This is a genomic window from Francisella uliginis (assembly GCF_001895265.1).
GTDB classification, from domain to species: Bacteria; Pseudomonadota; Gammaproteobacteria; order Francisellales; family Francisellaceae; genus Francisella; species Francisella uliginis.
Map to the genome: position 1 here is coordinate 1,206,548 of NZ_CP016796.1, position 13,388 is coordinate 1,219,935.

Consider the following 13,388-nt stretch of genomic DNA (forward strand, 5'->3'; position numbering starts at 1 on the left):
TAATTTAGAGTATACACAATACCATAATAAAGATTAATTATTTAATACTATTTCAATGCGATATTTCGAATATACTTTTTTCTAGCTAACATTAAAAAAAATTTATATTTAAAATCTATTAAAAACTGTTTAATTAGGAATCTCTTTTTGGGTTTATATTTTGGCTGTAAAGAATTTTCAATTGTAAATTTTGATGAGTATATCCAATAATCTCCTATAACCTTTTGACTATATCTAATATCTGAACAATCTAAGTCCTGCTCTAAATATGAATAATCAATAAAATCTCTGTAATTTTTATAATTTTTATAATTTTTGCAAATATTCATCGTCATTTTATTTGTGCTGACGAGCTCAGATGGTTTAACAGCTTTTGCTAATACAGTGAGCCTTGAATTAACACTTATAGTAGATATTACTTGGAATCCAACTATCTCCATCATTGCTATTAAACTAGACAAAGAAGGTCTAAAAAAAGTATTTGCATGTATACTTCCATTTTTATTATCAGCAGGAGAAAATTCCATATAGGGATAGTTTTTCCTCCACATATATTGAGTTTCTAAAATAAGAAGTCCTTCTTTTTTTAAGTTAACTCTTAAATTATATAAAAGCCTCATTGGCTCTAATACATGATATAAGATTCCAGCACAAACAATTAAATCAAGCTTTTTATCTAATCTTTTTGATAGCTGGTCATCTGAACAATCAGGCAAATATTCAATTTGATAATTTAAAAATTCCTTACCTAATAAAAAATTTTCTCTAAAAGCTAAATCAGTTGCTATGACATTAGCGCCTTTTTCCGCTAAACTAAAGGCTATGAGGCCATCCATGGTTCCCATGTCAAGACAGCTTTTATTCGAAATATCTATTTGGTTTATTAAATATAAAACGCCATACAATGTATAATTTGTAGGTCTATTTTCATCAAACCTTCCTTTACTTATTTTGTTATAATCAAACTCAATACTATGAAACCATTGGTTTTTCTTTAAAGCATTTTCCAAGGAACTCATTTTAAACTCATATTATCTTAAAATACTTAATATTTTTAGTATACACAATACAATAATAAAGATTAATTATTTTGAGCGAATAAGAGATATCTTGCTAAGTCTCTAATAGCATTTTGTTTATCGAAATTTGACTTATGTAGCCATAATTTTAGCTTTTTATTAGAGCCTTGCTGAATCACATATAAATAGATCCAGCCATTTATTACTATATGTTTTTTAACTAGCCAAAAATCACTTAATTCACCATCAATAACAATTTTTAGACAATTATCATCAGCTTCTGGTAGAACTATAGCACTCATAAATTGCCTATTATTTTTAAATTCAAAATATATTGATGCTAAGATCAGTAGAAATCCCAAATATTTAATATTACTATCATTAAAATAAATTATAACAATACAACTAGTCAAAAATATCAGACAGCCATAAAGTATAGTACGATATTTACGTGATTTATTAATAGCAAGTTTTTGCATATTTCTTACATTAGATCATAGCCAAGAGACTTAAGTGCTCTATCATCATCAGACCAACCACTTTTAACTTTAACATGAGTTTTAAGATTTACTTTCATATCAACTAAACGTTCAATATCTATACGTGAATCTGTACCAATTTTTTTAAGTTTAACTCCTTTGGCTCCGATAACAATACCTTTTTGACTATCTCTCTCAACCAAAATACTTGCATATATATCAACTATGTTTTTCTCTTGATCAACTTTATAACTATCAATCTCAACAGCTATTTGGTATGGTACTTCATTACCTATAGTACGCATAATTTTTTCACGAATAATCTCTGAGACTAAAAACTTGATGCTTCGATCTGTTACTTGATCATCCTCATAAAAGAAATATTCTGACTCAGGTAGTAGCCTTTCAATTCTTGACTCTAGCTCATTAACATTATGACCCTGTTTAGCTGAAACATAAATCACATCATAAAAGCTTAATTTTTCTTTGATTGACTCAATAAACATTGAGGCTTCAAGAGATTTCTTCTTATCAACCTTATTAACAACTAAGAATATAGGTATCTCTGAATACTTCAACTTCTCAACGATATTATCTTCAAGCTCTGTCCACTTACCCATCTCAACTACAAATAAAATCACATCAACATCTTTGACCATTGTCGTTGCTGCTTTATTCATAAATTTATTAATAGCTTTGGGTTCTTTAGTATGGATACCTGGCGTATCTACATATATAAACTGAGTATCTCCAAGAGTCTTCACACCTGTAATCTGATGTCTAGTAGTTTGGGGTTTCCGTGACGTAATACTAACTTTATATTTAAGGATATTGTTTAATAAAGTAGATTTGCCTACATTAGGTCTACCAATTATTGAGATATAACCACATTTTTTCATATAAAAACTCTACAGAGCAGTAATAATATGATTTTAACAGCAATTACTTAATGTGTCGAAACTATTTACAGGATAGATTATAGAATTATATGATTAAAATTACTTAGAAACGTGTCTAGCAACAAATTTGGCTAGTCTATCCATAGCCTTTTCTAGTTCAGACATTTCATTTGCACAGCTAATTCTAGCAAAACCAGTTAAACCAAAGGCAACTCCCGGCATCATTGCTACATATTCTTCTTTTAATAATGCACTACAAAGCTCAGCATCATCTTTAAAGTTTGTCTGTTCAATCAACTTGCGCAAATCAGGGAATAAATAAAAAGTACCATCAGCACTTTTAACATCTATATGAGGCATGTTTTTTAAGCATTTTGTAACAAATTGTTCTTTTTCTTGATATGATTCAGCAAAATAAAGTAGATCTTCAGCCGGCATATTTAATGCTGTAATGGCAGCATATTGAGACACTGAACAAGCACAAGTAGCAGATTGTGATTGAAATTTTTTCATAGCATCATTTAGCAGCTTAGGAGCGATCGTAAAGCCTACTCTCCAACCTGTCATAGCAAAGTTCTTTGATACTCCACTAGCAATCACATATCTATCCGCTAAATCTGGAGCAACTTCTGTTATCAATGTAATTCTGTCTTTAAAAAATAATTGATCATATATATCATCACCGATAATCCAAATGTTTGGATATTTTCTTAGAAGATTAGCAAGATCTTCAATACATTTTTTTGAGTAAATTAAACCAGTTGGGTTATTTGGTGAGTTAATTATTACAGCTTTAGTCTTATCTGTAATATGCTTCTCAAGATCAGCTACATCTATTTCAAAGTTATTTTCAAATTTAGTCTCAACAACTACGGGTTTGGCACCTGTTAAAGCAATCATATCAGGATAAGACACCCAGTATGGTGCAAAAAATATAGCTTCATCACCCTCTTCTAAAATACAATTGAAAATATTATGCAAACTATGTTTAGCCCCTGATGTTACACATACTTGGTCAGCAGCAAAATCAATGTCGTATTCTCTCTTGTAACGAGCGACGATTGCTTCTCTTAATTCTTTTAAACCATCAACATTAGTATATTTTGTAATATTTTTATTAATAGCTTCAATGCCTGCTTGTTTAACAACATCTGGCGTATTAAAACCAGGCTCTCCAATAGCAAGTGATACTACATCATTACCATCATCTTTGATTTGCTTTGCTAACGCTGCCATTGCATTAGTTGGTGAAGTTGAAACATTCTGAATCTTAGTATTTAGCGATGCCATTTTTGTTCCTTATAACTTTTCTACTTTAAATTTATTTTCTTTAATTTCAATACATGTGTAATTATCTACATAGGTATATAAATCAGAATCTACTAAAGGCTCTGATAATACCACAAAACCATTCTTTTTCTTACCCTTTTTCTTTATATCAAGAGTATCTATAATATCGTTATAGCTTATATAGTATAACGATGGCTTATCTCCAATGGTAGAAATTTTTAGCGAACAAGAAGCTTCTCCATTTGAATATGCAATGCTTGCTTTTACTTTTTCTTCTAAACCATTCTTTGCCTGAATTTTCTGAATTTGATCTATAGATTCAACTATAGCTTTTTTAGGATCATTTTCTAATCCATTTGATAAAGCTAATAAAAATAATGCTTCTGAATCTGTCGAACCAAATCTAGATTTAAAATACTGTGGTTTAATCAACTGCTCAACTTCTTGGCGAATATCATCAAAACTTCCTATTGAACCATTATGCACAAACATGTGTCTACCAAATTTGAAAGGATGACAATTTAGACGTGAAGTAGGCGCGATAGTACTAGCTCTAACATGAGCCATAAAGTTTCTACTCTTTATATGCTTTGCTAAGGATATTAAGTTTTCATTATTCCAAGCAGGTAGTGGATCTCTATATACTCCAGGCTCTTTATGTAAGCTTGTATACCAGCCAACCCCAAAGCCATCACCATTAACAGGAAATGCTCCTTGAGAGGAGTGTATACTCTGATGCATTAGAGAATTTTCTGGATCTACTAAAAGATCACTCATTTTTATCTTATCACCATGGTACATAATCCATCTACACATAACTACTCCTTAGTTTTCCAATGTGATGTGCCTCTAAGATATACAGGAAATACTTCTTGTGTTAGGGTTTGTTGAGTTTTTTGCTTAGTGTATAAACTAGAAACATACTCAGTAACATTGCTAACATCTAACTGAAAATCATCATTCTGAATATCTAATTCAGAAATACTATCACCAATAAGGTCATATTCTGAGTAAAGATCCCTAGAATATTCATCTAGCTTATAAACACCCTCAGAAACTATTTCATTATTGGCTACATTATATAAGCCTAAATAAAAATCTCCCATTCTAGCATCTAAAATAACTGCTACATTTTCTGAATTGGTTTTTGTACTTTTTGCAATAGTAAACATACTTGAAAAACCAACAACAGGAATATCTAATCCAACTGCAAAACCTTGGCAAACAGCTGCTGCTAGCCTAACCCCAACAAAACTACCTGGACCAATACCATAAGCAATAAAATTTAATGATTTTTTATCAATATCGGCTTTTTCAAAAACGTCTTTAATCATTTCTAAAAGATATTTATTATGTTGGCGAGGTATTTCTCTTGTATCATTGTAAACTTTACCATCTACTGATAAAGCAATTGAACAATACTTACTTGATGTATCTAGTACTAAAAAATTCATCCTTTAACCAATAACTTGTTTAACTTGATAATTCTTATCTAAAACAACGAATTCTGCATCAAAGCCAACTTTAATTTGACCTTTCCTCAACCCTAATGACTTTGCCTGATTTGTGCTACTCATCTTAACAGCATCATGCAAGCTACAGTTTGTAAACTTCATAATATTTTCTAGAGCTTTATTCATACTTAAAACACTTCCTGCAAGCACGCCATTTTCTAGTCTTGCCTGACCATCTTTCACTATTACTTTTTGTCCCCCAAGTTCAAACATGCCTTCCCCAGCATTTTGAGCTGACATAGCATCTGTGATAAGAGCAATATTGTCTGAACCTTTTATCTCATAAGTAAATTTAACCATATCCGGATGTAGATGTATACCATCAACAATCAACTCAGCTAAAACTCTCTTTGACATTAATAAAGCAGTAGCTGCACCTGGATTACGATGCTCAATCGGACTCATAGCATTAAACAAGTGAGTAGCATGACTACACCCTCGTTCTATTGCTTGAAGAGCCTGTGCCATTGTACAGTTAGTATGACCTATAGAACTTACTATATTTTTATGATTACAAAACTGTATTACCTTATCAGCATTTTTTATTTCTGGAGCTATAGTTATCTTTTTTATCAAATTATTACAGGCTGCATGCCAGTTAGCTAACTTGTCAACATCTGCTTCTTGAAGATAGTTTGGATTTTGAGCACCTATCTTTCCAGGAGATATAAAAGGTCCTTCTAAATGAACTCCAGCTATCTTAGCACTGTGATTGTTAGATTGCTCATTATATAGTTTAATAGACTGCATTGACTTTAAAATTTGCTCATTAGAGGCTGTCATAGTTGTTGCAAGATAGCTTGTGACGCCTTGCTTATAAATAGATTTTGAAATCACGTCAAGAGCATCAACATCTCCATCCATAACATCAGCACCTTTTGAACCATGAATATGAATATCGATAAATCCAGGTATAACATAGTCATCAGAGCTTAAACCAATTACAGGAAAGTTAAAATCCTTTGCTTTTGCTTGATCAGTTATTACTTTAATAACATTATTTTCTACTACTATATCTTTATTCTCAAACCCAGTTTCACTGTAAATTTTGGCATCTTTTAAAATATAGCTTTGCATATAAAAGCCCTTATAGGTAAAATCTTGCTTTATATTAACTAAATTTATTATTTTTATCTACAATGTTACATTGGTTTCCTGGGCATATGCATAAAGCTACTAAAGAGTTTCGCAAAAAAATGCCTTCTATTGATATTGCTATTGAAATAGTTGATGCTCGTATTCCTGACTCTAGTAGTAATCATGTTTTAGAAGAAATTGTTGGCAATAAGCCAATTATAAAAATACTTTCAAAGAATGATCTTGCCGATCCAAAAATTACTAAAGAATGGCTTAACTACTATCATGGAAGTGCTATCGCAGTAAATACCTTACAGGATAAGAATATTGTCAAAAGAATTATAGATCTGGCACAAAAGAAATGCCCTAATAGAGGTACTGTGCTAAAGCCAATTAGAGCTATTATCTTTGGGCTACCTAATGTTGGTAAATCTACAATGATAAATAAGCTAGCGGGTAGAAAAGTTGCAAAAACTGGTAATGAGCCGGCTGTAACAAAACTTCAGCAACGTATTGATATTAATAAAAGTTTTATGATTTTTGATACTCCTGGAATTATGTTTCCTAGCCCTAAAAGTGAAACTAGTGGCTTTAGAATTGCAAGTATTGGCTCTATTAGAGATACCGCTATGGATTATGAAACTACAGCATGTTATTTATTAAACTTTCTTAAAGAAAAAAATACTAAGAATTTCTTAAATCGTTATAGTTTTATAAATGAAAAAGAATTTCTTGAAAAACATCCTCAAGATATAATTAAAGATATCTCTGGAATAAAAACAAATTTTAATATCAAGCAAGCAGCTAAAAATATCGTTCATGATTTTAGAGCTGGACATTTTGGTAAAATTTCTTTAGAAGATCCTGAGACTGTACAAAATGAAAAAGAGCAAATGTTAGTGGATGAAAAAATTTCTTCTAATTCTGAAGAGTAAGCTCTTTTATCATAATATAGTTAATCCGAATGACTCATGTAAAATAAAACCTGTCATTCCGGACTTGATCCGGAATCTCCTAGTTAAAGTAAAGAGATCCTGAATCAGGTTCAGGATGACCGCATAAATGTACACAATACAGTCGGATTGACTATATCTCTTTGATTTATAAAATATAGGCACTTCTTACAGCTCTTAGAATTCATAATTAAGAAAATCAAAATAAAAGTAAAAAAGTCTTTACCCAAGAAACTTAACGACTCTTGAATGTAAAACATCCATCTCTTTAGGAATAAGTTTAGAAAAATTAATAAAACCATGCACCAAACTATCAAAATGATAATGCTGTACCTCAACATCATGTCTAAGAAGTCTTTCAGCAAATAATAATCCTTCATCTTTTAAAGGATCGTATCCTGCTGTCATAACTAGGGTACGTGGCATATTTTCTAAGTTTTTTATGTAAAATGGAGAAATCTCAGGAGAACGTTCATCGACACCTTCAGGCACATATAACTCAGAATACCACATTGTTTTTGCTTTAGTTAAAATATAACCACTTTCAAAATCATCTAAAGACTTAGTCGGCATATGTGACAAATCAACTGATGGATATAGAATAATATTATTAGAGACTTTTGCTTTATCACTTTGTAAAAGATTATGTGTTGCTAATATTGTCAAATTAGCTCCTGCACTATCACCCATTAGAGTAAACTCTTTTCTAGATATACCAATCTTCTTAGAGTGCTTAAAGACATGTTCAGCAACGCACTCAACATCATTTAATCCTGCTGGAAATTGATGTTCTGGAGCAAGTCTATAATCCACAGCAAAAACAACACGATTAGTTGTCAAAGCAAGCCTTCTACAAAAAGCATCAAATGACTCTAAAGTTCCTGATACAAAACCACCTCCATGAGAGAAGACTATTGCTTTTAACTTTTCTTGAGTGTTAGGGTCATAAACTCTAACAGGAATACTATGTCCATCTTCATGGAATATTTCAATGTCCTTAACTTTTTCAATAGGTTCTTTTGCATAACTATATAAACTCAGTGAAGCTGCTGCTTTTCTTGTTGCTTCAAGATCTTTCCTATTCCCTTCGCGATCATATTTACCAATAAATGTTAAAAGATCTTGTAATTTTGGTGGAATTGTTTTGATACCACCATATAAATCAGGAACTTTCTTAAGAACTTCTGCTTCTCGAGCTTTTTCATGTTTTGAGTTATCTTTTGCAATAACTTTTAACCAGGCTTTTTTACTTGGAGGTAAAGATTCAATTGGCGTAGATAAATATCTTGCAATACCAAGCTCATGACAATCATTTTCAGCATAAAATGGTAGATTATTTACTAGCCATTTAAGTAGCCTTTCTGCTTTTAAATTATTGGTTTCTCTTATTTCTAAAACATTATATAAATTTCTGACATCATACGACCAAGGTACATAATCGACAATAAAATTACAGCTTATATAATTAAGACCCGCCTCTCTTGCTAAAGCAAACTCTGGAAAAGCTGTCATCCCAATAACCCCTCCACCCATGCTCTGGAAGCATTTGGCATCGATTATTGTAGGAAATTGAGGACCCTCTATACAAACATAGCTTTGCTTAAAATGAATTTCAAAATCAAACTCTTGTTTTTTTTCTCTTATCTCTTCAGCGATACTTTCTGTAATAGGTTTTGACAAAGATACATAGTTCAAAAGTCCCTGCTCACAAAATGTAAATTCTCGCAAAGACTTCGTCCTATCAATAAACTGATATGGAATAACCATATCACCTGGCTTTAGCTCATCTCTTAAACTTCTAACAGAAGACAAAGCAATAATTGAGGTTGCTCCATGTTTTTTTAAAGCATACATATTCGCTTTATAATTTATTTGGTGTGGTAATATGCTTTCTTCTAAACCAGTTCTATTTAAAAATAAAACCTCTCGACCTTCAACTTTTATTTTAAATAAGCCATTAGAACATAATCCAAAAGGAGTTTCTCTTGATAACTCTTCCACAATTTCAAAATCATCAAAAGATTCAAAACCACTACTACCTATTATTGCCCACATACTATTATTACACCTAAAAATTTGTTTCTAAAATTCTCTTATCTTCACAATAAAGTTCTATTTTAAACTTATCACCTGCAGTTACTACTCCAACACCCTTAGGTGTACCTGTCATTAGTAAATCATTCTCACATATTAAAATTTCATTTTCTTTCAAAAACTCAATGATCTGATCTGGCTTATATATCATCAATTCATAGTTACCATATTGAATAAGCATATCATTTTTATATGCCTTAAAGCTTAGTTTTGGTATCTGATCTTGAGATATTTCAACGAAATCACTAATTACAGCACTATTATTAAACGCCTTTGCAAGCTCCCATGGCAATCCTTTAGCTTTAAGAGTTGATTGTAGTTTTCTATCTGTTAGATCTAGTCCCACACCAACTGCTTTTATATTAGATTTACTATCAAAACTAAAAACTATTTCACATTCATAATGTGTTTCTCTTTTATCTGATAATTCTAACTTCCTAGAAATACTCGAGTTTGGTTTAAAAAAAATAACAGGATTTTTAGGGATTTCATTATTTAGTTCTTGTATATGTTCGACATAATTTCGCCCAACACAAATTACCTTTGATTTTGATATATCTAAATTCATAGTCACTATAGTTTAAAGTCCTCACCTAAGTATACTTTTCTAACTGTTTCATCTGCCAATACTTCTTCTGGGGTACCTGTAGCTAACATATTACCAGCATTTACAATATATGCACGTTCACAAATATCAAGCGTTTCACGTACATTATGATCAGTAATTAATACGCCAATACCACGATCTTTTAGATGGCGCACAACTTCTTTAATTTCTATCACAGAAACCGGGTCAACCCCTGCAAAAGGTTCATCAAGAAGAATAAATTTAGGGTCCATAGCTAAGGCTCTAGCTATCTCAACTCTTCTTCTTTCACCACCAGAAAGTGCCATACCTAGACTCTTACGAATGTGTTGAATACTAAACTCATCTAAAAGTTCATTTAACTTTTCATCAATTTGATCTCTACTTAGATCCTTACGTGTTTCTAAAATAGCTACAATATTATCTTCAACGCTTAATTTTCTAAAAACAGATGCCTCTTGTGGTAAATAACCAAGCCCTCTTCTAGCTCTTAGATGAATAGGCATTTTTGTAACATCTTCTTTGCCCATATGAACTTTTCCACGAGTTGCTGCGACTAGTCCTACAATCATATAGAAAGAAGTTGTTTTACCAGCACCATTAGGGCCTAATAATCCAACGATTTCTCCTGTTGATACTTTCATAGAAACGTTATTTACAACCCAACGCGAGCCATATTTTTTACCTAACCTTTTTGCTTCTAATGTATATTTTTCCATTTTAAACCTATAATCCAAAATTTTTTTCTCAAGCCAGCTACCCAGTTAAGCCAACCACATGAGGCTTTTTAGCATCTTTATGATAATCAGAAATTGGCATTAAACCTGTTTTAACTTTAGTTTGTTTTGATACACCCTCTAACACAATTGTCGAACGTCTATTTCTACTGCCTGGAATAGAGACTAAATCATGTTTAATGTCATAGATAATTTTCTCACCGCGATACTGATTATCATTTTGTGTAACTTTTGCTTTTTTGTCTAATTCTAAATTTTTATTTGTTAAATTATATATAATTTTTTTAGCAACCCCTGTAACAGGTCCCCTGGTAATTTTCTTACTCTCAATAAAGTTTGGTGTTGGGTTAGTTGGGAATGTATAAAATTGTGATCTATCCATCCCTTCTGACTCCATCGTTAATGTTTTAACCTTTTTATCTTTACTTAATTGCATAACAAGCCTTTGTCCAGAAATGAAGTTACATTCTCTTTCACTAGCACAAAGTTTTTTAGCTTCTTTATACCATTTTTTTTGTAACTGCTCAAAGGTGTACTTTTTATCTCTTTCAAAGTATTCTACACCTTTCTTCAATATACGTGGCTTATGACATAGAATGTGTTTATTGTGAATCTGCATAACAAAAACATTATCATAATAAGTCAATCTATTTTTATTACCATCATATACAGCTTTATCTGCACAAATAGTTATTGGACCATATTCTTTTAGAACATTATCAACTGAGTTATTTTCCTTTTCATTTGCTGTCACATTATCTTCTCTAGTTTCAGTACTAGAACTAACCGCAAATGAAGTATTAAACAAAGAACATAAGCCTAGAGCAACTAGCATTAATTTAGCTTGACGCATAGTAGCTCCTTACATCTTGATTAAGATTGATAATTTTCGAATCTGCATTACCCTTGACTCCAACACCAGTTGTGTTGTTACCTGTCTTAGGATCATACATCTTAACAAAATTATCATTATAAAAATCTTTAGAATCAGTATTATAGTACATCTCTGGAGTTTTTATATATATCTTATCTGGTGAATATCTGTTATCGTTTGATGAAGCTTGTTCTTTGTTATCTGTTTTTTTCTTTGAATACATAATAGCATCAACTCCGCCATATAAATGTATTAGATCTTCATTAGTTTCTTTACTTGAAAATCCATATTTTGATTTGACTTGCCAAGTTTTTTTACTAGTCTTTTTATCATAGCTCTTTTCAATAAGATCTGTCATTTTAACATCTTGATTAGTATATTGTTCAAGCTTTCCTGAAACAAAGTTAGTTTTCAAATCACCATCTTTATCATATTCATTATAGTGAAAATTATAAGCTGTCAATTCAACTCTACTTTTATCTTTATCCTTTGAGTCAGAGCTTATCCCTCCCTCAAGAGCCTTATAACTTATGTACATTATTGAAACAACAACTACAGCAATAGAAATAGTATTAGCAAAGAAGGAATATTTAGTAAAAAATTTCATTATATTCTATTTTACCCCACCTAACTCTACAAAGTCTTTAATAACTTTATCATATAATCCTAACTGTTTTATTAAATACTCACAAAACTCTCGAGCTGCCCCATCACCACCATTATGATGACAAACATAATCAGCGTAATTTTTTACGATATCAATAGAATCTGCTGGAGCTGCTGATACACCAACTTTATTCATTAAAGTTATATCTGGTAGATCATCACCTATATATGCAATATTTTTGTCTTCAAGACTATATCTTTGCTTTAATATTTCATATGCTTTAAGTTTATTTTTTTGACCTTGAAATATATCCTCAGAAGCTAAGCCTAGCCCTGCTAACCTATCAGCAACAATTCTAGAGCTTTTTCCCGTTATTATAGCTACTTTTAAACCTAGTTTTTGCAACAGAACCAAGCCTAGACCATCTTTAACATTAAAGTTTTTATATTCATTACCATCATTAGAGATAATTATCTTACCATCAGTTAATACACCATCAACATCAAGTATTAGCAATTTTATATTTTTTGATTTATTTATTTTCATTTAATAACTTACATAAAATATCTATTCTCAATCATAGATACTATCATAAATAAGAAAAAGACAAAAATAATAAAGAACAAAAGAGACTAGTTTGTATACGTATGTTTATATTAAAAAGAATAATTTAGATTTAGAATTGTAGATTAAAACAAAAGACAGAATTTAAATAGTTATAGATTTATTTATAGTTTTTAACAGACTTTTCGATCTCTCTTCTAGCAAAATCAGCATTATCCCAGCCATCAACTTCAACCCACTTACCAGAATCAAGGTCTTTATAGTGTGTAAAGAAGTGCTCGATTTTACGCTTTAATGTCTCCGGAATATCTTGGATATCATTAATATGTTCATATTCTTTAGTTAGCTTATGGTTTGGTACGGCGATAATTTTAGCATCAACACCACCATCATCTTCCATTTTAAAGACACCAACTGCTCTACAGTTTATAACACACCCTGCAAGTAGAGGATATGGAGCAATAACCAATACATCAATTGGGTCACCATCATCATATAAAGTATTTGGTACAAAACCATAGTTAGCTGGATATCTCATTGTAGATGACATAAATCTATCAACTACAATCATATTGCTGTCTTTACAAAATTCATATTTAATTGGGTCACCATCTTGAGGTATCTCAATAACAACATTAAAATCATTTGGAATATCTTTTCCACAAGGTATATTTTTTAGCATCGTAATTTCTCCT

15 protein-coding genes are annotated in these 13,388 nt (G+C 31.2%); 1 reads left to right on the top strand and 14 read right to left on the bottom strand.

The annotated features are described in order from the left end of the window. Positions 1-47: 47 nt before the first annotated feature. From F7310_RS05630 to nagA, 7 genes are all read right to left on the bottom strand, one after another. Positions 48-1,019: a class I SAM-dependent methyltransferase gene (locus tag F7310_RS05630; RefSeq protein WP_072712394.1), complete on the bottom strand. Its 972-nt coding sequence runs from the start codon at positions 1,017-1,019 to the stop codon at positions 48-50. Between the two features lie 62 nt (positions 1,020-1,081). Further along, positions 1,082-1,498, bottom strand: a complete 417-nt coding sequence (locus tag F7310_RS05635) for a hypothetical protein (RefSeq protein ID WP_072712395.1) — start codon at positions 1,496-1,498, stop codon at positions 1,082-1,084. A 5-nt stretch (positions 1,499-1,503) separates the two neighbouring features. Beyond that, positions 1,504-2,397 carry a GTPase Era gene (gene era / locus F7310_RS05640; protein ID WP_072712396.1) on the bottom strand — a complete coding sequence of 298 codons (894 nt, stop codon included), beginning with the start codon at positions 2,395-2,397 and terminating at the stop codon, positions 1,504-1,506. Positions 2,398-2,496: 99 nt separating this feature from the next. Next, a complete protein-coding gene (locus F7310_RS05645; protein ID WP_072712397.1) occupies positions 2,497-3,687 on the bottom strand; it encodes a pyridoxal phosphate-dependent aminotransferase in 1,191 nt (396 codons plus the stop codon). 9 nt (positions 3,688-3,696) lie between these two features. Then, positions 3,697-4,503 carry a class II glutamine amidotransferase gene (locus F7310_RS05650; protein WP_072712398.1) on the bottom strand — a complete coding sequence of 269 codons (807 nt, stop codon included), beginning with the start codon at positions 4,501-4,503 and terminating at the stop codon, positions 3,697-3,699. 2 nt (positions 4,504-4,505) lie between these two features. Further along, a complete protein-coding gene (gene tsaB / locus F7310_RS05655; RefSeq protein WP_072712399.1) occupies positions 4,506-5,141 on the bottom strand; it encodes a tRNA (adenosine(37)-N6)-threonylcarbamoyltransferase complex dimerization subunit type 1 TsaB in 636 nt (211 codons plus the stop codon). 3 nt (positions 5,142-5,144) lie between these two features. Then, positions 5,145-6,278: an N-acetylglucosamine-6-phosphate deacetylase gene (gene nagA / locus F7310_RS05660; RefSeq protein WP_072712401.1), complete on the bottom strand. Its 1,134-nt coding sequence runs from the start codon at positions 6,276-6,278 to the stop codon at positions 5,145-5,147. 62 nt (positions 6,279-6,340) lie between these two features. On the opposite strand from nagA, the gene ylqF reads away from it, so the two are divergent. After that, positions 6,341-7,213: a ribosome biogenesis GTPase YlqF gene (ylqF, locus tag F7310_RS05665; RefSeq protein ID WP_072712402.1), complete on the top strand. Its 873-nt coding sequence runs from the start codon at positions 6,341-6,343 to the stop codon at positions 7,211-7,213. Between the two features lie 240 nt (positions 7,214-7,453). Here ylqF and F7310_RS05670 read toward each other — a convergent pair whose 3' ends face one another. The 7 genes from F7310_RS05670 to ppa all read right to left on the bottom strand — a co-directional run bounded on the left by F7310_RS05670 (position 7,454) and on the right by ppa (position 13,375). After that, positions 7,454-9,286 (bottom strand): alpha/beta hydrolase fold domain-containing protein, encoded by a 1,833-nt coding sequence (locus F7310_RS05670; RefSeq protein WP_072712404.1) that lies wholly within the window; start codon positions 9,284-9,286, stop codon positions 7,454-7,456. A 13-nt stretch (positions 9,287-9,299) separates the two neighbouring features. Then, positions 9,300-9,893 carry a fumarylacetoacetate hydrolase family protein gene (locus F7310_RS05675; protein WP_072712406.1) on the bottom strand — a complete coding sequence of 198 codons (594 nt, stop codon included), beginning with the start codon at positions 9,891-9,893 and terminating at the stop codon, positions 9,300-9,302. Positions 9,894-9,898: 5 nt separating this feature from the next. Further along, entirely contained in the window at positions 9,899-10,630 is a 732-nt protein-coding gene (lptB, locus tag F7310_RS05680) for an LPS export ABC transporter ATP-binding protein (RefSeq protein WP_072712407.1), read from the bottom strand. Between the two features lie 37 nt (positions 10,631-10,667). Continuing rightward, a complete protein-coding gene (locus F7310_RS05685) occupies positions 10,668-11,501 on the bottom strand; it encodes an LptA/OstA family protein (protein WP_072712409.1) in 834 nt (277 codons plus the stop codon). After that, on the bottom strand, positions 11,488-12,129 hold the full coding sequence (lptC, locus tag F7310_RS05690; protein ID WP_072712411.1) for an LPS export ABC transporter periplasmic protein LptC: 642 nt from the start codon (positions 12,127-12,129) through the stop codon (positions 11,488-11,490). The genes F7310_RS05685 and lptC overlap by 14 nt, the downstream gene beginning before the upstream one ends. A 6-nt stretch (positions 12,130-12,135) precedes the next feature. Then, a complete protein-coding gene (locus F7310_RS05695; RefSeq protein WP_072712412.1) occupies positions 12,136-12,675 on the bottom strand; it encodes a KdsC family phosphatase in 540 nt (179 codons plus the stop codon). Positions 12,676-12,853: 178 nt separating this feature from the next. Then, positions 12,854-13,375 (bottom strand): inorganic diphosphatase, encoded by a 522-nt coding sequence (ppa, locus tag F7310_RS05700; RefSeq protein ID WP_072712414.1) that lies wholly within the window; start codon positions 13,373-13,375, stop codon positions 12,854-12,856. Between the last annotated feature and the right edge of the window lie 13 nt (positions 13,376-13,388).

Bases quoted from the DNA above. Each gene is read 5' to 3' on its own strand.
- F7310_RS05630 (WP_072712394.1), bottom strand. From the start codon at position 1,019: ATGAGTTCCTTGGAAAATGCTTTAAAGAAAAACCAATGGTTTCATAGT.
- F7310_RS05635 (WP_072712395.1), bottom strand. From the start codon at position 1,498: ATGCAAAAACTTGCTATTAATAAATCACGTAAATATCGTACTATACTT.
- era (WP_072712396.1), bottom strand. From the start codon at position 2,397: ATGAAAAAATGTGGTTATATCTCAATAATTGGTAGACCTAATGTAGGC.
- F7310_RS05645 (WP_072712397.1), bottom strand. From the start codon at position 3,687: ATGGCATCGCTAAATACTAAGATTCAGAATGTTTCAACTTCACCAACT.
- F7310_RS05650 (WP_072712398.1), bottom strand. From the start codon at position 4,503: ATGTGTAGATGGATTATGTACCATGGTGATAAGATAAAAATGAGTGAT.
- tsaB (WP_072712399.1), bottom strand. From the start codon at position 5,141: ATGAATTTTTTAGTACTAGATACATCAAGTAAGTATTGTTCAATTGCT.
- nagA (WP_072712401.1), bottom strand. From the start codon at position 6,278: ATGCAAAGCTATATTTTAAAAGATGCCAAAATTTACAGTGAAACTGGG.
- ylqF (WP_072712402.1), top strand. From the start codon at position 6,341: ATGTTACATTGGTTTCCTGGGCATATGCATAAAGCTACTAAAGAGTTT.
- F7310_RS05670 (WP_072712404.1), bottom strand. From the start codon at position 9,286: ATGTGGGCAATAATAGGTAGTAGTGGTTTTGAATCTTTTGATGATTTT.
- F7310_RS05675 (WP_072712406.1), bottom strand. From the start codon at position 9,893: ATGAATTTAGATATATCAAAATCAAAGGTAATTTGTGTTGGGCGAAAT.
- lptB (WP_072712407.1), bottom strand. From the start codon at position 10,630: ATGGAAAAATATACATTAGAAGCAAAAAGGTTAGGTAAAAAATATGGC.
- F7310_RS05685 (WP_072712409.1), bottom strand. From the start codon at position 11,501: ATGCGTCAAGCTAAATTAATGCTAGTTGCTCTAGGCTTATGTTCTTTG.
- lptC (WP_072712411.1), bottom strand. From the start codon at position 12,129: ATGAAATTTTTTACTAAATATTCCTTCTTTGCTAATACTATTTCTATT.
- F7310_RS05695 (WP_072712412.1), bottom strand. From the start codon at position 12,675: ATGAAAATAAATAAATCAAAAAATATAAAATTGCTAATACTTGATGTT.
- ppa (WP_072712414.1), bottom strand. From the start codon at position 13,375: ATGCTAAAAAATATACCTTGTGGAAAAGATATTCCAAATGATTTTAAT.